20 protein-coding genes are annotated in these 20954 nt (G+C 68.9%); 10 read left to right on the top strand and 10 right to left on the bottom strand.

Annotated features, from left to right (window positions below; all coding sequences use genetic code 11):
- Positions 1–176 precede the first annotated feature (176 nt).
- Together ACGFH6_RS33525 and ACGFH6_RS33520 are read right to left on the bottom strand one after the other, a co-directional pair.
- On the bottom strand, positions 177–626 hold the full coding sequence (locus tag ACGFH6_RS33525) for an OsmC family protein (protein ID WP_393391993.1): 450 nt from the start codon (positions 624–626) through the stop codon (positions 177–179).
- Positions 627–633: 7 nt separating this feature from the next.
- Positions 634–1800 (bottom strand): phosphatidylinositol-specific phospholipase C1-like protein, encoded by a 1167-nt coding sequence (locus ACGFH6_RS33520; RefSeq protein WP_393391991.1) that lies wholly within the window; start codon positions 1798–1800, stop codon positions 634–636.
- A 125-nt stretch (positions 1801–1925) separates the two neighbouring features.
- On the opposite strand from ACGFH6_RS33520, the gene ACGFH6_RS33515 reads away from it, so the two are divergent.
- Entirely contained in the window at positions 1926–2543 is a 618-nt protein-coding gene (locus ACGFH6_RS33515) for a TetR/AcrR family transcriptional regulator (protein ID WP_393391988.1), read from the top strand.
- A 73-nt stretch (positions 2544–2616) separates the two neighbouring features.
- On the opposite strand, the gene ACGFH6_RS33510 is transcribed toward ACGFH6_RS33515, so the two are convergent.
- Entirely contained in the window at positions 2617–3024 is a 408-nt protein-coding gene (locus ACGFH6_RS33510) for a DUF3592 domain-containing protein (RefSeq protein ID WP_393391985.1), read from the bottom strand.
- Positions 3025–3159: 135 nt separating this feature from the next.
- Positions 3160–5052 carry a DUF5107 domain-containing protein gene (locus ACGFH6_RS33505; protein WP_393391982.1) on the bottom strand — a complete coding sequence of 631 codons (1893 nt, stop codon included), beginning with the start codon at positions 5050–5052 and terminating at the stop codon, positions 3160–3162.
- A gap of 88 nt (positions 5053–5140) precedes the next feature.
- Here ACGFH6_RS33505 and ACGFH6_RS33500 point away from each other — a divergent pair, with 88 nt between their 5' ends.
- The gene (locus tag ACGFH6_RS33500; protein ID WP_393391979.1) at positions 5141–6796 is read left to right on the top strand and encodes an FAD-binding dehydrogenase; all 1656 of its coding nucleotides are present in this window, start codon (positions 5141–5143) and stop codon (positions 6794–6796) included.
- A 75-nt stretch (positions 6797–6871) separates the two neighbouring features.
- A complete protein-coding gene (locus ACGFH6_RS33495; RefSeq protein ID WP_393391976.1) occupies positions 6872–8035 on the top strand; it encodes a tannase/feruloyl esterase family alpha/beta hydrolase in 1164 nt (387 codons plus the stop codon).
- Here the strand turns inward: ACGFH6_RS33495 and ACGFH6_RS33490 are convergent.
- From ACGFH6_RS33490 to ACGFH6_RS33480, 3 genes are all read right to left on the bottom strand, one after another.
- Positions 8019–8957 (bottom strand): serine protein kinase RIO, encoded by a 939-nt coding sequence (locus tag ACGFH6_RS33490; RefSeq protein ID WP_393391973.1) that lies wholly within the window; start codon positions 8955–8957, stop codon positions 8019–8021. The two genes, ACGFH6_RS33495 and ACGFH6_RS33490, sit on opposite strands and share 17 nt — an antisense overlap.
- Positions 8958–9105: 148 nt before the next feature.
- A complete protein-coding gene (locus ACGFH6_RS33485) occupies positions 9106–9831 on the bottom strand; it encodes an NIPSNAP family protein (protein WP_393391970.1) in 726 nt (241 codons plus the stop codon).
- A gap of 35 nt (positions 9832–9866) precedes the next feature.
- Positions 9867–11297, bottom strand: coding sequence for a PLP-dependent aminotransferase family protein (locus ACGFH6_RS33480; RefSeq protein ID WP_393391967.1), 1431 nt, complete (start codon positions 11295–11297; stop codon positions 9867–9869).
- Here ACGFH6_RS33480 and ACGFH6_RS33475 point away from each other — a divergent pair.
- From ACGFH6_RS33475 to ACGFH6_RS33460, 4 genes are all read left to right on the top strand, one after another.
- The gene (locus tag ACGFH6_RS33475) at positions 11296–12198 is read left to right on the top strand and encodes a DMT family transporter (protein WP_393391964.1); all 903 of its coding nucleotides are present in this window, start codon (positions 11296–11298) and stop codon (positions 12196–12198) included. The two genes, ACGFH6_RS33480 and ACGFH6_RS33475, sit on opposite strands and share 2 nt — an antisense overlap.
- A gap of 127 nt (positions 12199–12325) precedes the next feature.
- Entirely contained in the window at positions 12326–13126 is an 801-nt protein-coding gene (locus ACGFH6_RS33470; RefSeq protein WP_393391961.1) for a sigma-70 family RNA polymerase sigma factor, read from the top strand.
- A gap of 20 nt (positions 13127–13146) precedes the next feature.
- Positions 13147–14013 carry a hypothetical protein gene (locus ACGFH6_RS33465; RefSeq protein WP_393391959.1) on the top strand — a complete coding sequence of 289 codons (867 nt, stop codon included), beginning with the start codon at positions 13147–13149 and terminating at the stop codon, positions 14011–14013.
- Between the two features lie 38 nt (positions 14014–14051).
- Positions 14052–14936, top strand: coding sequence for a Ku protein (locus tag ACGFH6_RS33460; protein ID WP_393391956.1), 885 nt, complete (start codon positions 14052–14054; stop codon positions 14934–14936).
- A gap of 1 nt (position 14937) precedes the next feature.
- Here ACGFH6_RS33460 and ACGFH6_RS33455 read toward each other — a convergent pair whose 3' ends face one another.
- Complete coding sequence (locus ACGFH6_RS33455; protein ID WP_393391953.1) at positions 14938–15603, bottom strand: hypothetical protein; 666 nt, start codon at positions 15601–15603, stop codon at positions 14938–14940.
- Between the two features lie 58 nt (positions 15604–15661).
- Positions 15662–16960 (bottom strand): MFS transporter, encoded by a 1299-nt coding sequence (locus ACGFH6_RS33450; protein WP_393391950.1) that lies wholly within the window; start codon positions 16958–16960, stop codon positions 15662–15664.
- 94 nt (positions 16961–17054) lie between these two features.
- Here ACGFH6_RS33450 and ACGFH6_RS33445 point away from each other — a divergent pair, with 94 nt between their 5' ends.
- On the top strand, positions 17055–17531 hold the full coding sequence (locus ACGFH6_RS33445) for a MarR family winged helix-turn-helix transcriptional regulator (RefSeq protein ID WP_393391947.1): 477 nt from the start codon (positions 17055–17057) through the stop codon (positions 17529–17531).
- 39 nt (positions 17532–17570) lie between these two features.
- A complete protein-coding gene (locus ACGFH6_RS33440) occupies positions 17571–19673 on the top strand; it encodes a thiamine pyrophosphate-dependent enzyme (RefSeq protein ID WP_393391944.1) in 2103 nt (700 codons plus the stop codon).
- Here the strand turns inward: ACGFH6_RS33440 and ACGFH6_RS33435 are convergent.
- Entirely contained in the window at positions 19666–20148 is a 483-nt protein-coding gene (locus tag ACGFH6_RS33435; protein WP_393391942.1) for a DUF1992 domain-containing protein, read from the bottom strand. The two genes, ACGFH6_RS33440 and ACGFH6_RS33435, sit on opposite strands and share 8 nt — an antisense overlap.
- An 86-nt stretch (positions 20149–20234) precedes the next feature.
- Here ACGFH6_RS33435 and ACGFH6_RS33430 point away from each other — a divergent pair, with 86 nt between their 5' ends.
- Complete coding sequence (locus ACGFH6_RS33430; RefSeq protein WP_393391939.1) at positions 20235–20831, top strand: hypothetical protein; 597 nt, start codon at positions 20235–20237, stop codon at positions 20829–20831.
- Positions 20832–20954 lie beyond the last annotated feature (123 nt).

The raw sequence follows: 20954 nt of genomic DNA, 5'->3' as shown, positions 1-20954 counted from the left end.
TCCCCACCGAGGTAGACCGCGCGGAGAACGCACCAACGCAGAGGCGCCCCGTGCGAGGCGCCGCCGGATCCGTCCGGGTGCACCACCACAGAGGTGCACCCCACAACCACCCGCCGGCTGTCCTGACGCCGCTTGCGCGAGGCTCAGGCCGGACCGGCGGGTGGTTTTTGTCTGTCTCAGCCGATTCCGGCCACGACCACCTCGGTGGTGACCGAGTTGGCGATGAAGCACTCCAGGTGGGCCCGGTGGTGGATCCGCTCGAGCGCTTCCGCGTCCGGCTCCGGACCGCCCCAGACGATCTTCGGGTTCAGCGTCACCTGGGTGATCGCCAGCCGCCCGGCCTCGTTCTTCGCCATCACGCCGACCGCGTGGTCGTCGTACGCGTCGACGACCAGCCGCTTGCGGGCCGCGATCGCCAGGAAGGTCAGCATGTGGCAGGACGACAGCGCCGCCACGAACGCCTCCTCCGGGTCGACCGGGCCCGGGTTGCCCAGGTACTGCGGGTTGGCCGACCCGGGCACGGTGATGCCGCCGTCGAAGCGCCACTCGTGGTCGCGGTTGTAGCTGTCGTAGGTGAACTCGTGCCCACTCCGGCTCCAACTGACATCGACCACGTGCTCCGACATGCTCAGGTCACCTCTCCGCGACGTTCCGGCACCACTGCGGCGCCGACACAGGATTGCATCGTACGGCGGTGTGCCCAGGCAGCTTCGCGACGAAGTCGCTGTCGTAGCGGGCGGCCATGCCGACGACCGGGAAGTCGGTGGTCACCACCTGCGCGCCACTGGCCAGCGCGATACCGACCCGGCTGGTGTCGTTGTCCCGGATCGTCGCCAGCGGCTCGTCCGAGCGGGTACGGATCAGGTAGCCCTTCGAGACCAGCCGCTGGATCTCGGCCTGGTTGGCGCCGCGCGGGTCGTTCACCTGCGTGATCGCGGCATCCGGCTGCCCCTCGGGACCGCGGGTGAAGACCGCCCGGCCCTCGAGGTTCGGCTTGCCGGCCAGGTACAGGTCGCGGATCGCGCCGGGTCCGCCGTTGTCGAAGTAGAACAGCACCTGGCCGCGGACCGCGTCGAGCTTCGGCCAGCCCTTGGTCAGCACCGACTGCTCCAGCGTCAGGCCGGGCTTGCGTACGTCGTCCGCGGTGAGCAGCTTCTTCTCCGGGAAGACCGACCGGATCTCGCGGTCGACACCGTCGAGGGCCGCCGCGTCCCACGGCGGCGACTGCACGCCACCGGCCGCGACCACGTTCGGGTCGGACTGCTTGAGCTCGAGGTTGATCGTGATCGGCACGTGGTCCGGGTGCTTGTCGGACCAGGACTTCACCTGCTGCAGACACAGCACGAAGGTGTCGCAGTTCGTGTTGTAGTCGAAGTCCGGGATGTGCATGATCTTGATGCCGGGCTTGGCCATCGCCGGGTCGGTCAGCGGACCCTGTCCGGTCAGCTTCCGGATCAGCGGGTACGTGTAGAGACCGCCGGCCGGGTCCGGGAGCAGGTCGAGCTCGAGGGTCCGGATGTTCTGGTCCTCCAGCTGCGACGGGATCGACGCGTGCGAGTACCAGAGGTCGACCGAACCGGGGTTCTGCGCCTGCTGGACCTTCTGCTCGGCCGGGCTGAGCTCGCGGTGGTAGGAGTTGTGCGACCCCATCATCTGGATCTGGTTGAGCCGCAGCCCCGAGTTGTCGGCCTGGCCGGCGGACTGCGGGGCCTGGTGGTCGGCGATCGCCGTACCGGCCAGGCCGGACGCTGCGATCGCGGCGGAGGCCAGGCCGGCGACGACCGTTCTGCTGATGCGCATGCGGAGACTTCCCCTCCTGTGGCGGGTCCTCAGAGTGTCGATCGGTGGAGATGACGCCGATCTGACGGCAATCTGTCACAGGAAGGTGGCAACGAAGGTCCCCTCGAAGATGGACAATGAGCAACATGGTGACATCGGGGGCGTATCCGCTGCGCCGGACGCCGACGCAGGACCGGGCCAGCAGGCAGGTCGAACGCATCCTGGACGCGGCGTGCGCCGAGGTCGTCGCGCGCGGGTACGACGCCGCGTCGACGAGCGGGATCGCGAAGCGGGCGGAGATCGCGGTCGGCAGCGTGTACCGGTATTTCCCGGACAAGCGGAGCCTGATCCAGGCGATCGAGCGGCGGAACCAGGCCCGCTACACCGAGGCTGTCCGGGAGCGGCTGGCAGAGGTGTCGACCTGGCGGCAGGCCGTGGACGTCACGCTGGACACGTTCCGCGAGATGCACCGCACCGATCCGGGTTTCCGCGCGGTCGTCCTGAGCGGGCTCGGCGATCCGGACCTGGAGATGCAGCCGGGCGAGTTCGACGACCAGCACGCGGGTGAGTTCGCCGAACTGCTGTCCGTCCGCTTCGGCGCTCGCGACACCCGGGACTTCCAGCTGGCGGTCACCCTGAGCATCACGATGGGCGAGTCACTGGCTCACCTGGCCGACCGATTGCCGGCGGACGAGGCGGAGTACGTCCTGGCGCAGGGCCGCCCGGTCCTCTACAACCTGCTCGCCCCGCACCTGCCCTCCTGAACGGGAAAACCCCCGCTCGAGGCGAGGGAAGTAGGTCGGGGCGGAACCAGGAGCCGTACGGCGACTCCTGGTTCTAGGGCAGTGGAACCGGGTCCGAAGACCGCGGTCCGAGCTGGGGCCAGTGGCTGACCCGGCCGGCGATGCGGGCCCGGCGCGGCGTCCGGACGTCGTAGCAGACGATGACCCGGTCGCCCTTGCTGTAAGGAATCCTGCCGCCCACCGGGAACCGGCGGTGGACCTCGAAGGGTCCCTCACCGCGGCGGGTGCAGTACTCGATGGTGACCTCGGTGTACTCCGTCGGTACACCGCCGTCCAACTGACCGCGGACCGGGCCACGAACCCGGATCACCTGACCGGCCGTCTTCTCTTCTGTACCCGAAGGGATCTCGTCCCGCCGGACTCCGGCGAGCACATCCAGCACGATGCATGCCGTGATCAGCAGCACCAAGCCGAACCCACCGAGCACAACGATCGTCAACATGGCACTCACCCCCGACGCGTCGCCCGCGCGACGCGGTCGTCGTAGTCGAACTGCCTTGTGCGGCCCTTGCCGCACAATCGTGAGACGCCAAGCGAACCTGGTCGGTTCCAGGTCAGGACATAACAATTTGCTGAGTCAGTTCTCGCCCATGCCGAACTGGTACTGCGCGGGCACCGGCCGGTTGGTTCCGAGTGCCTCCTCCGCGGCAAGCCAGTAGTCCGTCAGCGGGTTGGCCCCCTCCCGAACCGTGGCCAACTGGATGCCGTCGGCCAGCAACTCGTGCGCCTTCTGCGCGTCGCCGGTGTCCAGCGCGTACCTGACCCGCAACAACCTGATCCGCGGATCATCCGGAGCGCCGTCGAGCATGCGGGCGGCCCGATCCAGGTCGAGATCCAGGGCGAGCGCAACCGCCTCCGCAACCAGCGGTACCAGGTCAGGCCGCAACGCCACCGCCCGCTCGTAGTACGACAACTCCCCGGTGACGAACCCGAGATTCCGCAGCGCGAACGGGTTCTCGCCGGCCTGCGTCCATGCCTCGATCGCACCGTCCCGATCGCCGTCGTAATGCCGAGCGACACCCCGGTGGTACCAGACCAGCCAGTTGTCGTCCGCGTGCTCCAGCAACTCCCGCCAACTCACCAACGTTCCATCCGGTACGTCGTCTGTCGCGGGCAACCGCCCGTCGAGCAACGGCAACCACGCGCGCTCCCGCGAGGTCATCGTGTCGTCGGCGAACGGCGTACCGGCGGAAACGGGCCAGCCGGTCCGGGCGAGCTCGAGTGCGCCCCAGCCTGAACCGACAGCCAGGCGCTCGACGGGCGCCTCGTCCACGACCGTCAGCCAGAGCCGCTCCCGGTCGGCGAGCGTGTCGACCACGGGGCGCAGGACCGAGGCGGCCGCGGTGCGGGCTGTCCGCCAGTCGCCGGAGTGTGCGGCCGCGGGATCCATCGACAGCCGGCCGTAGGCCTCCAACCAATGCCATGAAGTTGCTGCGGGCAACTTCAGGTGCTCCAGCTGGGTCCGCGCGAGCCCGGCCTGGATCTCGGCGTACCCGTGTCCCCCGAGGCCCGGCGCGAGCCACTCCTGCCAACGGTGGCCGCCGGCTCCCTCGCCCCAGACGAACAGCTTCCGCCCGCGCAGCCGATCCGTCGACGCCTGCGCCAGACCGTTGCCCTCAGCATCCACCGAGGCGATCCACGGCCACTCGTCCGGCAGCGGCTCGAAGAAGAAGTCGACCGCCCGCGGATGCTTCATCGGGTAGGTCAGGTCGATACCGTCGAAGTCGGGGACGCCGATCAGATCCAGCCGTCGGCCCGGCGCCGGTGCGGCGGCGTACCCGAACCGCCAGGCCTCGTCGGCCGGCACCAGCACCCGCGTCTCCGGCGACTGCTCGACGGCGATGTTCGACCACCAGTACGCCGGTACCTCGCGATCGGAAGGGTTCTGCAGCCGTACTCCGACGTAGAGGAACTCCGAGTCGGCCGGCAGCCAGAAGTCGAGCTGGGTGACGAGGTTGCGGGTTCGTTCGAGCTCCCACAGCCGCAGGATCGGCGTACCGTCCGGGCCTTCGACGCGAGCGGCGTGCATCGGGGCGCAGGTGCCGGTCCAGTGGCCGGTGCTGCCGACGTTCCACTCGACCCCGCCGGCGAACCAGGCGTTGCGCAGGGCGAGGTTCGCGGGCTGGAAGACGGGATTGCGGTACAGCAACTCCTGACCGCTGGCCTTGTGCACGAGCGAGTAGAGCCGTCCGCCGAGACTGGGCAGGATGGTCGCGCGGACGTGGTCGTTCTCCAGCATCAGCGCGGGGAAGGTCGTGTCGACCAGGTCGCGGTCGTAGCCGTCCTGGTTCAGGCACGGCAGCGTGCTGTGCAGCCGGCCGTACTGGATGTTCTCGCGCAGGTCGGCCGGAACGTCGGCCAGGTTCTGCACTTGGTGCAGTTCCTGATGACTGCGCAGCGGTGCGAGCGGGTTCTCCGCTCCGAGCGAGGCGGCGGGCAGAACGAGATCATGCGCGGAAAGGATCGTCACGACGCCAATCCTTGCAAGTTCGCGCACGTCCGTCCATCGCCTTCGGTTGTCCGCTATACATGGACCACCGATCGGTGAGGGGACAGTGATGGACGCGGATGTGATCGTCGTCGGGGCGGGTCTGGCCGGGCTGGCCGCGACCGCCGAACTGGCCGACGCCGGCCGGAAGGTGCTGCTGCTGGACCAGGAGCCGGAGGCCTCACTCGGCGGCCAGGCGTTCTGGTCGTTCGGCGGCCTGCTGTTCGTCGACTCACCCGAACAACGCCGGATGGGGATCAAGGACTCGCGCGATCTCGCGCTGCAGGACTGGCTCGGCTCGGCCGGGTTCGACCGGCTGGACGACGAGGACAAGTGGGCCCGGCAATGGGCCGAGGCGTACGTCGACTTCGCCGCCGGCGAGAAGCGTCCGTGGCTGCATGCCCAGGGAGTGCGGTTCTTCCCGGTGGTCGGCTGGGCCGAACGCGGCGGCTACAACGCGGACGGGCACGGGAACTCGGTGCCCCGCTTCCACATCACCTGGGGCACTGGGCCCGGTCTGGTCGCGCCGTTCGAGCGCCGGGTCCGCGAAGCCGCCGCCAAGGGCCTGGTGGAGATCCGGTTCCGGCATCGGGTGGACGAGTTGACCGTCACCGGCGGCGTGGTCGACGGAGTCGCGGGCAAGGTGCTCGAGCCGAGCGGCGTCGCGCGGGGGGTCGCCAGTTCGCGGGCCGAGGTCGGCGACTTCAATCTGACCGCGCAGGCCGTGATCGTGACCTCCGGCGGGATCGGCGGCAACCACGACCTGGTCCGCTCGCAGTGGCCGAAGCGGATGGGCGAGCCGCCGAAGCGGATGATCAGCGGCGTCCCCGCGCATGTCGACGGCCGGATGCTCGCGATCACCGAGCAGGCCGGCGGCCGGTACGTGAACCGCGACCGGATGTGGCACTACACCGAAGGCATCCAGAACTGGGACCCGATCTGGCCGATGCACGGCATCCGGATCCTGCCCGGACCGTCGTCGCTGTGGTTCGACGCGACCGGCAAGCGACTGCCCGTGCCACTGTTCCCCGGGTTCGACACTCTCGGCACGCTCGAGCACATCATGCGGACCGGGTACGACTACACCTGGTTCGTCCTCACCCAGAAGATCATCGAGAAGGAGTTCGCCCTCTCCGGCCAGGAGCAGAACCCGGACCTGACCGGCAAGGACATCAAGGGGGTGCTCGGCCGGGCCCGCGGCGGCGCGACCGCGCCGGTGCAGGCCTTCATGGACAAGGGCGCCGACTTCGTCGTCCGGGGCAACCTGCCCGACCTGGTCCGCGGCATGAACGACCTGACCGGCGACAAGCTGATCGACCTCGACGACCTGGAGCGCCAGATCGTCGCGCGCGACCGCGAACTGGCCAACACGTTCACCAAGGACCTGCAGATCACCGCGCTGCGCCAGGCCCGGCACTATCGCGGCGACAAGCTGATCCGGGTCGCGTCGCCGCACCGGATCCTCGACCCGAAGGCCGGCCCACTGATCGCCGTCCGGCTGAACATCCTGACCCGCAAGTCCCTCGGCGGCCTGCAGACCGATCTGGACTCCCGCGTACTGCGCACCGACGGTACGTCGTTGCCCGGTGTCTACGCGGCCGGCGAGGTGGCCGGCTTCGGCGGCGGCGGCATCCACGGCTACCGATCACTCGAGGGCACGTTCCTCGGCGGCTGCCTCTTCACCGGACGTACGGCGGGACGCGCGGCAGCCAGAGCGGTGTCGTAGGAGACCACCCGGAGGCGCACGGTTGTGTGCTCCGACCCTCTGTCTGGCGAAGGAGGCGACTTCTAGCGTGACGCCATGCGCCGCCTCGCCTTGTTCTCAGCCGTCCTGCTGCTCACCGGTGTGACCGTGCCGGCCAGCGCCCATCGTCCGGTCCGGGTTCCCGGTGCCCAGCATCAGGAAGTCGCCCGTCTCGCCGACCTGACCACCACCGGGACCGTTGCCTCGGGTCACACCAACCCGGCCGACTACGCAGGTCTGACGCACGCGGGTCTGCCGTCGCCGTCGGGTATTCCCGGAGTCCAGATCGACGGGTACTTCCCGGACAACTCGCGCACGAACACCAACCACGGCTGGAACCACGACTCCCAGTTCGTCGTCCGGCTGCCGGATCGGTGGAACGGCGGCCTGGTCGTCTCCGGGTCGCCCGGCGTACGAGCGCAGTACGCGAACGACAAGGCGATCTCGGACTACGTGCTCTCGCTGGGCTACGCGTTCGCGGCGACGGACAAGGGCAACACCGGCGCCGAGTTCCACACCGACGGGGTGCGGCCGGGCGACGCGATCGTCGAGTGGAACCTGCGGATGACGCAGCTGACCCGTGCCGCCCGGGCGACAGTAGGGCAGTACTACGGCCGCGCGCCGCGCGAGGTGGTTGCCGCAGGCATCTCGAACGGCGGCTACCTGGTCCGCTGGCAGCTCGAGAACCATCCGGAGCTGTACACCCGGGGCGTCGACCTCGAAGGAACGCTGTGGACCGCGAACGGACCCAACCTGTTCACGTTCCTGCCGCGGGCGATCAGGGGCTACGAGCAACAATCTCCGGAGCTGATCACCGGCGCCGGCTTCGATCCGAAGTCCGATTTCCTCTGGGACTACCACTACACGGTCTACTGGAAGCTGACTCAGCGGATCTACGCCGCCGAGCTCGATCCGTCGTACACCGGCAGTGAAGCCGACTACGACTACGCGCGCCGGCCCGAAGCACACAAGGCGATCCGGCGGATCGCGCTGACCGGCAGGATCGGCAAGCCGCTGGTCACGATCCAGGGCACCTACGACAGCCTGCTCCCGATCACCCAGGACTCCGACGTGTACGCCGCGATGGCTCGCCGGACCGGACTGCACACGTACCTGCGGGTCGAGGCGGGCAACCACGTCGACGGTCTCGTCGACGCCCACCCCGACCAACTGGTACCACTCGTTCCCTTGCTGCAGCAGGCAATCAGAAGACCATCGTGAGGAGGTCGGCGAACAGTTCCTGTTCGTCGATCTCCAGCCCGCGGTTGGTGAACCAGGTCGCCATGTTGTGGCAGTCGCGCAGCAGGAAGTCCATACCCTTCGGATTGCCGACGATGTCGATCACCTGGGGCAGGTCGATCATCACGATCCGGTCCCCCTGGGCGAGGACGTTGTACGGCGACAGGTCTCCGTGGGCCAACCCCGCCCTGGCCAACTCGCGCATCCCGTCACGGACCTGCTCGAAGTACTGGCCGAGCAGGTCTTTGGACGGCCGGACCTGGGCGAGCCGTGGCGCCGCCCCGCCTTCACCGTCGTCGATGAACTCCATCAGCAACTCGGTGCCGTCCACCTGCACCGGGTAGGGGACCGGCACGCCGGCCTTCCACAACTGACACAGCGCGCCCCACTCCGCGCCCGCCCATTGCCCGGCGGCGACGTTGCGACCGTGTGAGGTCTTCTTCGCCATCGCGCGGGTGTCGCGGCTGTTGCGCGTACGGCGTCCTTCGACGTACGCCGTACTGCGGTGGAAGGACCGGTGTTCCTCGGTGCGGTACCGCTTCGCGGCGAGCAGCGAGGAACGGGCCGGGTTCGCGCCGATGGCTTCGACGGCCCGTTCGACCAGGAAGACGTCGGCTTCCTTGCCGGTTTTGAGGACGCCGAGCTCGGTGTCGATCGCGGCCTGTTCCGTCACTACCCACGAGGGGCGTGGTTCCGGGCCGCGAGAACCGCGCTCGACGTCCAGCCAGGTGGACCAGCGCTGATCCGGGCCCAGTTGCTCGTCGACTTCCTGGAAGCGGAAGACGAACGCGTCGGCCGGATCAGGTTCGGACTCGTCGCCGGTGAGTTCGCCCCAGCGGGAGTCGAGGTCGGAAGGGTTATCGGTGAGATCTTGCTCGGTGGTGCGAAAGACGTCGGAAGACATCCGGTGTGCTCCTGAACTGTGAGGTGAGACTGATGCGGACATGCCGCAGCACAGTGATGGCCATCCGTCAGCCTCCCTAGGTCCAGGCAGCGTTCGTCGCCGCACGGTTGCTTCAGGATGCACGCCCGCTCGGGGACGCGCAACGCATTTACCGGAACTGCGATCTGGCGGTCGGACGCAGCCGCAGTTCCTGGGCCGGCGCGGCCGAGCGGCAGACCAGTTCCGGCAGCACCTGCCGCTGCCAGACCGCCGACGCCGCGAACCGCCGCCGATGCTCGTCGTACGCCGCGTCGTCCGGGAAGCGGGCGAACCAGGCCAGCACGATCTCGTCCCGCAACGGCAGCCCAGGAAAGTTGTTCTCGGCAACCAAAGTCTCGAACACGGCGACCGGCTCGGCGCCGGTGGCGGTCAGCACCGGTACGGCGTGATCGGTGAAGAACTCGACGAAGCCGTCAACTGCCGCACCTCGGTGGTACACGGCTCCGGCCACGACCGAGTCGGGGACGTCCGTCGTACCTCGCGCTGAGCGGGGTGAGTCCGGCCGGGGATAGGTGGTGCCGAGGTGAACGGGCGTGAGCAGGAGCGCGTTGTCGGAGTCGATCATGGTCCGGTTCGCCGTGGCGGCGTGCTCGCGCCAGATCGGCCCGTAGTAGAAGGCGTTCAGCGCATCGGCGCGGGTCGGCAGGTCGGGGAAGCCGCGGATCCAGACGAACCGATCCGGCTCGTCGAGGTCGCGGAACTGGCCGACGATGTGCATCCCCGTCGCTTCCTGCCCCTCGACGAAATGTTCGTCGAAGACCTCGATCAAGGTGTCGCGTTCCCCTGGATGCAGCGTGTACTGCCGCAGGTCCACCACGGCGCAACAGTCGTCCATGGGTCCAGTCCAGCACTGAAACCTGACAGATACTGTCAGGCTTCGGCGTTCGCCCGCACCACCGCGTCAAGTCGCTCCGCACCGCGCACGATCTCGTCGACGGACGCCGCACCCGCGTAGCTGAGCCGAAGGTGGCGGGTCGGTCCGCCGGGCAGATAGAAGTTCCGGCCCGGGCTGACGGAGACACCCTGGCGAAGGGCTTCGGCGACGACCAGGTCGTCCCGCAAGCCGTCGGGCAGGGAGGTCCAGATGTGATATCCGCCGGGCCGGACCGCGTGAACCGTGAGGTGCGGACACCGCTCCGCCAGGCTCTGCGTCAGCGTCTCCCGCCGATCCCGCAAGGCTGCGGCCAGCCGGCGCAGATGAGTCGCGCAGGAAGGCGAAGTCATCAACTCGAGCGCCGCCTCCTGCATCGGGCGAGGTACGAAGAAACTGTTGACAACATGGCTGTCCCGCAGCCGTGCGTACGCCGGTCCACGCGCGGTCACGGCCGAGACCCGCAGGCTCGGTGACGTGGGTTTGGTCAACGACCGGATGTGGACGACGTGACCGTCCGGATCGTCCGCCGCCAGCGGTTGCGGCAGATCGGGAGCGTCGTCGTGCACCAACCGCCGAGTGAAGTCGTCCTCGACGACGAAGGCCCCAGCCGCTCGTACGGCGTCCATCAGCCGGGCCCGTCGCACCGGCGCGAGAACGGCACCGGTCGGGTTCTGGAACAGCGGCTGGCACACCAGCACCCGCGCTCCACTGCTCGCGAACGCCTCCGCGAGCAGTTCCACCCGCAGTCCATCCACATCGAGCGGCACCGGAACGCACCGCAGTCCCGCCGCCTCAGCAGCGGCCAGAGTCCCCGGGTACGTCGGTGATTCCACGAGTACTGCCTGACCCGGATCGGTCAGCGCCCTGAGCGCGGTCACCAAGGCGGTCTGGCCGCCCGAACTGATCAGCACGTCATTGGCGCCGATCGGCCCCTCGCGTCCGCCGATGTCGGCGGCGAACCAGGCCCGGAGCTCAGGAATCCCCTCGGCCGGCGAGCGTGTCCAGGTGCCGGGCCGGCGGCCCGCTCGTCCCATCGCATCGGCCAGTGCCTTGCTCGGCTGGAGCGATTCGTGCAGGTAGCCGACCGAAAGATCCACCACCCCGTCCGCCTGGGTCGACAGCATTCCCAGCATCGCCGTGGTCTTGAGACGCCGACGGTTCCCGAGAGCGCTGTCCTGCCAGGAGACATCCGCCTGAGCGACCCTCCGGCGCAGAGCGCGGTCACTGACGAAGACCCCGGATCCCGGACGCGAACTGACGAGCCCCTCGGCCATCAGCACAGTCACGGCCCGCGAGAGTGTGACCGGGCTGATTCCCCACCGCCGGACCAAGGTGCGGCTGGACGGCAGCCGACCGCCCGGGCCGGCAGCGGTGACCTCGGCCCGCAGCCGCCCGACGACGACAGCCAGACTGCTATCGTTGTCCATGACGGCACACGATAGCGCTACTGTCCCGAGGCGAGAAGCGATACCGACCAGAGCCGGGACCATCGCAGCCCTCGTCGCCGTCGCGTCCTTCTCCTTGAGCTTCCCGGCCACCGTGTGGACGACCAGAGGCATGGGTCCGTGGACGGCGACCGGCGCTCGTGGCCTACTGGCCGGGATCCTCGCCGCCGTACTGCTCGCCGCTCTCCGCGTCCGTCGACCGCAACGCAAGGACCTACCGGGTCTGATGATCGTTGCCGGTGGTTGCGTCATCGGCTTTCCCTTGCTGACCACGCTGGCCTTACAGACGTCGACCACCGCCCACTCCGCAGTCGTTGTTGGTCTTCTGCCGATCGCGACCGCCTCGGCATCGGCACTGCTGACACGGCGCCGGTTGCCCGCGATGTTCTGGCTTGCTGCGTGTGCGGGCGCGGCAGCCGTGGTGGTCTTCACACTCAGCCAGCATCACGGGTCCGTTTCAGTCGCAGACCTGTATCTGCTGGCCGCTCTGGTCGTGTGCGCGCTCGGCTATGCCGAAGGCGGACGCCTCGCCGGGCATCTGCCCGGCTGGCACGTGATCGCCTGGGCCGTCGTACTTGCCTTACCAGTCAGCATTGCCATCACGCTGATCGCCGTACCGCGGGAACCGTTGCAGTTGTCGGCGTCGAGTCTGCTCGGACTTGCTTACATTGCTGGGATTTCGCAGCTCGGCGGGTTCGTCGTCTGGTACCGCGGCATGGGCATCATCGGGGTCGCGAAGGCCAGTCAGTTGCAACTCGCCCAGCCGCTGCTGACGCTGGTGTGGTCGGTCCTGCTGATGAACGAGCACCTTCCGGTGACCGCGCCGATCACCGCGGTCGTCGTACTGCTGTGCATCGTCGCGACCCAGCGGGCGCGGACTTGACGTGTTTCAAACACCTGTAACACCTCGCTACTTGAAACCCGCGGCTGAGTTTGATCTGGTGGAGTCAGTGGTTCAGCCCTGATGCCACCCGACCTGCACGATACGACGACACGACGAGGTCCCTCCCGTGACGATCGCAGCTGTCAGCGTTGAGGATTCCAAGCAGCGCATAGCCGAAACCACCCATGAACTCCTGCTCGAAGCCCATGAGGTGCCGGATCCGCGGCACCAGGAACTGCTCGACGAGGTGGTGATCCTGAACGCACCTGTCGCCCGCTCGATCGCCTCGCGCTACCGCAGCAAGGGCGTGGACCCCGACGATCTCGAGCAGGTCGCCTACCTCGGCCTGGTGAAGGCCGCGAACGGCTACCGGCTGGACGCGTCCACAGCGTTCCTCTCGTACGCCGTGCCGACGATCCGGGGCGAGCTGAAGCGCTACTTCCGCGACTGTGCGTGGACGGTCCGGCCGCCGCGCCGCGTGCAGGAGATGCAGGGCAGCATCGCGGCCGCCGAGCCTGAGCTGATCCAGCGGCTCGGACATGTGCCCAGCGCCGAGGAGACCGCCGAGGCGCTCGGCACCGATCCGGCCGAGATCGCCGAGGCCAGTTCGGTCCGCGGCTGCTTCAGCACGCTGTCGCTGGACGCGCCGGGCACGGTCGACGGCACGATCAGCCTGCTCGACACGGTCGCCGACGACGAGGACGGCTACGACCTGGTCGAGGACGTCCACACCCTCACGCCGGCCGTGGCGAACCTCGGCGACCGGGACAAGCGGATCCTCGAACTCCGGTTCCGCAACGGGCTGACCCAGGAGGAGATCGGCCACGAGCTGGGCGTCAGTCAGATGCAGGTGTCCCGGTTGCTGCGCGGCATCCTGGAGCGGCTGCGCGCCGAACTGGTCGTGCGTCCCGGTCCCACCACGGGGTAATTCCGGGTAGCGTCGCCGCCATGGACTTCGAGGAGGCGGCGGATGCGCTCTACGCGGCGCCGGCTGCCGATTTCATTGCTACTCGCAACGAGCTGGCCAAGCAGCTGAAGGCCGACGGCGACCAGCTCGGGTCGACCCGGCTGAAGGCGATGCGCAAGCCGACGGTCGCGGCCTGGGTGACGAACCTGATCGCCCGCAAGCTGCCGGACGAGCTCGACGACCTGCTCGCACTGGGCGACGAGTTCCGCGAGGCGACCGCCGATCTCGACGGCGACCGGCTGCGCGAGCTGACACCGCGACGTCACCAGATGCTGGACAAGCTCGCCAAGGAGGCCACCCGGGTCGCCGGTGACGAGGGCCAGAAGGTGAGCGCCGACGTCGGGCAGAAGCTGCGCGAGACGCTCGATGCGGCGCTGGTGGATCCGGCCGCGGGCGACGCCGTACGCGAAGGCCGGTTGAGCAGCGCGCTGCGGCACGTCGGCTTCGGGGTCGTCGACGAAGCCGGCGAACCGACCAACGTCACCCCGCTCACCGACGAGCGCCGCCAGGCAGCTCGCGACCGGCGCAAGGCACAGCAGGCCGAGGCCGACGAGGAATCGGCCGCCGCCCGGAAGAAGCGCGAGGCCGCGGAGCGCAAGGAGGAGGAACGCGAGGCCGCCGAGAAGGCGAAGGCCAAGAAGGCGTTCGAGGACGCGGTCACCGCGGCCCAGGAGGCCGAATCCACGGTCGAGGATCTCGACACCCAGCTCGACAACGCACGCGAGGCGCTGGCCGAGGCCCAGGAGTTGGTACGACGGCTGGGCGGGGAGCTGGACGACGCCCGCCGGGCCGCCCGGGACGCGCAGAAGCAGAGCCGGGAGGCGCGCAAGCGGTACAACCGGCTCTGAACTGGGTACCGGGCGGGGCGGTACGAGAGGAGAGACGGATGGCGCGGTCGATCTGGAGCGGATTCATCACGTTCGGACTGGTCTCGGTGCCGGTCGGGCTGTACAGCGCCACCGACGAGCACCAACTCGACTTCCACCAGTTCCAGAAGGGCACCTCGGACCGGATCCGCTACAAGCGGGTGAACGAGCGGACCGGCCGGGAGGTGGACTTCGACAAGATCGTCAAGGGTCACGACGTCGGCGGCGGCGAGTACGTGATCGTCGAGCCCGACGAGCTGGACGAGATCGCGCCGGGCAAGTCCCGGGCGCTGGAGATCTCCACCTTCGTCGACCTGGACGACATCGACCCGATCCACTTCCAGAAGAGCTACTACCTGGGTCCGAAGGACGGCGACAACGCGTCGTCGTACGCGCTGCTGCGAGACGCGCTGGCCAAGACGAACCGGGCCGGGATCGCGAAGTTCGTGATGCGTGGCAAGGAGTATCTGGCCACGATCCGGGCCAAGGACAAGGTCCTGGTGCTGGAGACGATGTTCTTCGCCGACGAGATCCGCGATCCCGCTGACGAGCTGGACGACCTGCCGGGCAAGTCGTCGGCGGGCAAGCAACTGTCGATGGCGACCGACCTGATCGAGGCGATGAGCGGTGAGTGGAAACCGTCCGCCTACAAGGACACCTACACCGAGCGGGTGAAGGAACTCGTCGTGTCCAAGCACAAGGGCAAGGAGGTCGTGTTCGCCGAGGAGGAGCCGCAGGCCACCAACCCGACCGACCTCGTCGCCGCGCTCCGCGCCAGCGTCGAGTCCGCGCGCAAGTCCCGCGGCACGAGGAAGTCCCCTGCGAAGAAGGCCGCCGCGAAGAAGAAGACCACGGCGAAGAAGGCGACCGCCAAGAAGTCGGCCAGGAGCAAGAAGGCGGCCTGACTCACAGGGCGGTGGGGCCGTCTCCCGGAGTGGGGAGCAGATAGCTGCCCGGATCGGCGGGCGCGCCGGCTTCCAGCCAACGGTGGAAGCCGTCGGGGTTGCGGCGTTCGAACTCGTCGAGGCAGATCCGGCGTACTTCGGCGACTGCCTGGCGGTCGCGTGGGCCGGCGCCTTGGGCAAGCTGGGTAGCGGTCTCGGTCCAGACGCCGCACAACTCCTCGATGCTGAGCGGGCACTGCAGCGACGCGATCAGCGCCTCGTCCTCGAACCCCTGCCGCTCGGTCAAGCGCTCGAGCTTCCGCCGCCGCCGCGACGGACGGTGCCGCCGCTCCGGCAGGACCAGGTCGAGCAGCACGAACAGCGTCGCCGCGACCAGCGCCACCGCGAATCCGACCGCGCCCCAGGCCAGCAGACGCACCAACCCTGGCAAACACAGCACAGCAGCGGCCGCAGCGGCCGCGACGGTCACCGACGACTGGTACGGCGCTTCGTCCGACACGTACCGGATCACCGCGGCCAGCGGCCAGACCAATGCGAACACAACGGTCAGCAGGATCACCGCCGCGAGCGGGCCCAGCAGCAGGACGCCCGCAAGCACCCCTGCTGTCCCCACACCGAGTCCGGCCGCGATCGCCATCCGCCGCATCAACGCGGAACGACCCCTCACCGGAGCTCACTCGTCACCACAGAACACCTCACGTATCACCCACCCCGTAACCACACCTCTACCCCGCAGAACGAACAGCCCCTCTGCACCGTTCCCCGCCCAGGGGCCGCGCAATCAGGCGGCGCTGGGCGAACCGGCCGGCGTGACGGGATGGTCCAGCGGGTGAGCGATCTCGTCCGACAGCATCCGGCCGAAGTACACGACCAACAGTGACACCACTGCCGGGCCGACACCAGCGACGATGAACACCGCCGTCAGTCCGAACACGGCACCCGCCGGTCCGGCCAGCGCCATCGACAACGGCATCAGCAGGAGTGAGACGAAGAAGTCCAGGCTGGAGATGCGTCCGCGCAGGCGGTCCGGGACCCGGCGCTGCAGCAACGTGCCCCAGATGACCATCGCGGCCGACCCGGGCGAACCCGAGCAGCACGAACGGCAGCGAGCCGACGCCCCACATCAGCGTCATGACGGTCAGGTACCGCCGCGGCAGGCTCCGGGACGAGATCAGCAACGCACCTGCCGCACCGCCGACGCCGAACGCCGCCAGCACCAGACCGAAGTCGCTCGGCCCACCACCGAGCTGGTCGCGAATCGCGAACGGCAGCAGCACCTCCAGCGGCCCGAGGATCAGCAGCACGAACACCGTGCCGAACAGCAGCGACGCCAGCAGCCACCGGGTACGTCGTACGTAGGCCCATCCTTCGCGCAGGTCGCCGAAGATCGTCTGCGGCACCTCGTCCGACGGCGCCTCGTCGGCAGGTGCCGGCACGCGCATCGCGAGGACGCAGCCGGCGGAGAAGAAGTAGGTCAGCGCCGTGATCAGGATCGCGATCCCGGGCGACATCGCGGCGATTGCGAGACCGCCCAGCGCCGGGCCGGTCGCCTGCTGCGCCAGCGGCCGCAGCGTCCCTTCGAGCCCGTTCGCCGCGAGCAGCTCGTCGGCCGGCAACAGCTTCGGCACCAGTGCCGTGTACGCCGGGATCAGGAACGCCTCCCCGGCTCCGATCAGCACGGCCGCAGTCGCCAGATGCCAGACCTCCAGCAGCTCGGTCAGTGCGAGCCCGGCGACGACCAGCAGGACCAGACCGCGTACGCCGTCCGCCGCGACGATCACGCTGCGCTGCGACAGCCGGTCCGCCGCGATCCCTCCGAACAGCACGCAGACCACCAGCCCGATGCTGTACGCCGTCGTCACCACGGACAGCTGCACCGGTCCGCCGCCGAGCTCGATCACCTGCCAGGCCAGTGCGACGAGCCAGAGTCCGCTACCGAGCAGGGCGACCGCCAGCCCGGTCCACAGCAGCCGGTAATCCCGGTGCCGCAGCGGACGCACCGCCTTCCAACGGATCGAGCCCACGACATCCCCCTCTCAGCGTCCGGTCAGCATACACAGGAGAACAGTTCACATGTCAACAGTTGTATTGTGCACTCGTCGTCGTAGACTGCTGTCCATGCCGACGAAGCAGATGAGTGCCGTGCAACTCGAGTCCTGGCGGGCGCTGTACCGCGCGGACACGCTGCTCTACGCCCATCTCGACAACACGCTGCGCAGCCGGCTCAAGATGGGCTACTTCGAGCACGAGGTCCTGCGGGCCCTCGACCAGGCCGGCGGCCGGATGCGGATGGCCCCGCTGGCGAAGGAGCTGATGATCTCGCGCAGCGGCGCGACCCGGCTGATCGGCAAGCTCGAGGACAAGGACGGCTGGGTGGTCCGCCGGAACACGCCCGAGGACCGCCGGGCCACCTGGGCCGAGCTCACGCCGGCCGGGCGGGAGGCCCTCGCGGCTGCCCAACCCGTGGTCGAGGCTGTGGTCTCGACGTTCTTCGCCGATCATGTATCAGATGAGGACCTTCGACGCGCGAGTCGCATCCTGGACGTCCTGGCCGACGCCAACCCGAACGACGACGGCTTCGACTGCGGACTCTGACCGCGCCCGCCCCGCCCCGGCCGACGCAGGATCCGCCCGGTGACCGCCGTCGACGAGCGGTACGCCGAGCGCGTCCGCGCCCTCAAACCCGTCCCGTGTGACTACACGGCCGACCAACTGCGGAGCCTGTACGACGCTCAGCTCGGCAGCCGGCACGCGGACCTGGCGGCCCGCTGGATGCAGTCGCAGGGGCAGGGCTACTACACGATCGGATCCGCCGGCCACGAGGGGAACGCCGCGGTCGCCGCCGCACTCCGGCCCACCGATCCGGCGCTGCTGCACTACCGCTCCGGCGCGTTCTACCTCGCCCGCGCGGATCAGGCCGGCTCGAAGGAAGGGCTGCGGGACATCCTGCTCGGGGTCGCGGCCGCGACCAGCGAGCCGATCGCCGGCGGCCGGCACAAGGTGTTCGGCCGGCACGACCTGGCGATCATCCCCCAGACGTCGACGATCGCGTCGCACCTGCCCCGGGCGATGGGTGTCGCGTTCTCGCTGGCCCGGGCGGCGAAGCTCGGGGTACCGTCGCCGTGGCCGTCCGACGCGATCGTGGTGACCAGCTTCGGCGACGCGTCGGCGAACCACTCGACCGCGACGGGCGCGATCAACGCCGCGCTGCACGCGTCGTACCAGGGCCTGCCGATGCCGTTGCTGCTGGTCTGTGAGGACAACGGGATCGGGATCAGCGTGCGGACCCCGGACGGCTGGATCAGGCAGGCCTACGGATCGCGGCCCGGCCTGCGGTACTTCGATGCCGACGGCACCGATGTGGCCGCGGCGCTGACGATGGCGACCGAGGCGGCCACCTTCGTCCGGCGGAACCGGCGGCCCGCCTTCCTCCGGCTGCGGACCGTCCGGCTGCTCGGCCACGCCGGCTCCGACGTGGAAGCGGCGTACCGATCGCCCGCCGAGCTGGTGGCCGACGAGGAGCTGGACCCGCTGCTCGGTACGGCGAGGCTGCTACTGGGCGCCGGGCTGGACGCGGACGACGTGATCGAGTTGTACGAGGACAAGCGGTCCGAGGTGATGCGGATCGCGGCCGAGGTGTCGGGTCTGCCACAACTGTCGTCCGCCGAGGCCGTCGCCTCCCCGCTGCGGTTCCCCGACCCCGAGGCGGTCGCGGAGGCGTTGCCCCGACCCAGTCGTACGACGGAACGGTTGACGCTGAGCCAGTCGATCAACCGCGCTCTGGCCGACGTACTGGCGTCGTACCCGGAGGCGATGGTGTTCGGCGAGGACGTCGGCCGCAAGGGCGGCGTGTACGGCGTCACCCGCGGACTGCAGAAGTCGTTCGGACCGGCCCGCGTGTTCGACACACTCCTGGACGAGCAGTCGATTCTCGGGCTCGGGCTCGGCGCCGGAGTCTCGGGGTTGCTGCCGCTCCCGGAGATCCAGTACCTGGCGTATCTGCACAATGCCGAGGACCAGTTGCGCGGCGAGGCGGCGTCGCTGAAGTTCTTCTCGCAGGAGCAGTACTCGAATCCGATGGTGCTGCGGGTCGCGGGCTACGGCTACCAGAAAGGGTTCGGCGGCCACTTCCACAACGACGACGCGATCGCCGTACTGCGGGACATCCCGGGACTCGTGATCGCGTCACCCTCCCGGCCGGACGATGCGGCCGCGATGCTGCAGGCCTGCGCCGCGGCGGCGCGATCGTGCGGCACGGTCAGCGTGTTCCTCGAGCCGATCGCGCTCTATCACCGGCGCGATCTGTACGACGACGGCGACGATCAGTGGCTGACGCGGTACCCGGACCAACCGGTGCCGATCGGGCGCGGCCGGACGTACGGCGACGGGACGGACCTGACTCTCGTCACCTTCGGCAACGGTCTGCCGATGAGCCTGCGGGTGGCCGCGCGGGTGCCCGGCGTCCGGGTGCTCGACCTGCGGTGGCTGGCGCCACTTCCGATCGAGGATTTGTTGCGTGAGGCAACCGCCGCCGGACGCGTGCTCGTGGTCGACGAGACCCGGCGGTCCGGCGGCGTGTCCGAAGGCGTCCTGGCCGCACTGATCGACCACGGCTACACCGGCCGGCTGGCCAGGGTGACGTCGGAGGACTCGTTCGTCCCGCTCGGCGACGCGTCCCGTCAGGTGCTGCTCAGCGAGCGGACGATCGAGATCGCGGTCCGCGAACTGCTCAGGTGAACAGCCGCTGCCAGAGCGACTTCTTCGGCGCGGTTTCGGCGGACTCGGCACCTGACGGCTTGCGCACCGGCTCGGGCCGATCCGCCTTCCACTGCGCCAGGACCGCCTCCTCGTCGACAGTGCCGACCGGAACGACCGGGCCGGTGGTGTCGCGAATGCTGACCAGGATCCGCTTGTTCAGATCCGCGAGATAGTCGCGCACTTCGGACTCACGGCGCATCCGGGCGACCGTCTCCTGGACCTTCTGCTTCTCCTTGCGCAGCAGCACCGCGGGTGGCAGCAGCGCCTCGGAGTCGATCTGTTCGCGGCGGATGAAGTCCTTCACCCACCAGTCCGGATCGTGGGGATCGGCCAACTTGGTCAGCGGCTTGCCCTGACCCGCGAGGTTGTCGAACTCGCCCCGCTTCTGGGCCTGCCGGATCTGGACGTCCACCCAGTCCTGCTGCGACATGTTGGCTGGCTTGCGCTCGGTCATGCCCACACCTCATCTGTCTCATCGACAGTTGCTTCCGGGCGTCAGCCTACCGGCTTGTGAATGCAATCACAAGACATACTGGAGAGGTGGACCTGACCGACGAAGAGATCGCGGCGATGACTCCGGCCGAACGGCGGGACCTGATCCTGCGGCTGGTACCGCACCAACCGGGCGGGATGCCGTCACTGCGGACGATCGAGCGGATCCGCAAGTGGCGGACCGCGCTGATGCTGGTCTGCGCGCTCGCGCTGATCCCCTGGACCGTCTATCTGGCGATGACCCTGCCCAGTCACTACGTCGCCCGGAACTGGGTCGCCACCTGGGTCGGCTTCGACATCCTGCTGCTGACGATGCTGGTGCTGACCGCTCTGGCCGGGTGGAAGCGCAAACAGCTGGTCTTCCCAACCGCGTTCGCGACCGGCGTCCTGCTGATCTGCGACGCCTGGTTCGACACGATGACGAGCCACCGCGGCGCCGACCTCACCCAGGCGCTGCTGAGCGCCTTCCTGGTCGAGCTCCCGCTGGCCTTCATCCTGATCGCCGGCCCGCTCCGCCTGCTCCGGTACGTCGCGATCCGGCACGGCATGATCAGCCCGAAGTCGCACCTGTGGCGGATGCCGATCCCGATCCCGGATCTCTACCCGGGCCACGAAGTCCCACCACCCCCATCCCCCCACCCCTGACCGTCCCCGTCTGATGGGCTGACCCAGCCGCGTGCGGGTTGGCCAACCGCACGCCACTGGCCAACCCGCACGCGCGTGGGTTAACCCATCAAACGGGGAAGCGTGGGTTGGCAGGGGGTGGGG

Source organism: Kribbella sp. NPDC049227 (genome assembly GCF_043197265.1).
Lineage (GTDB): Bacteria > Actinomycetota > Actinomycetes > Propionibacteriales > Kribbellaceae > Kribbella.
The sequence above is the reverse complement of the archived record's forward strand: the minus strand, read 5'-3'. Positions and strand labels throughout refer to the sequence as shown.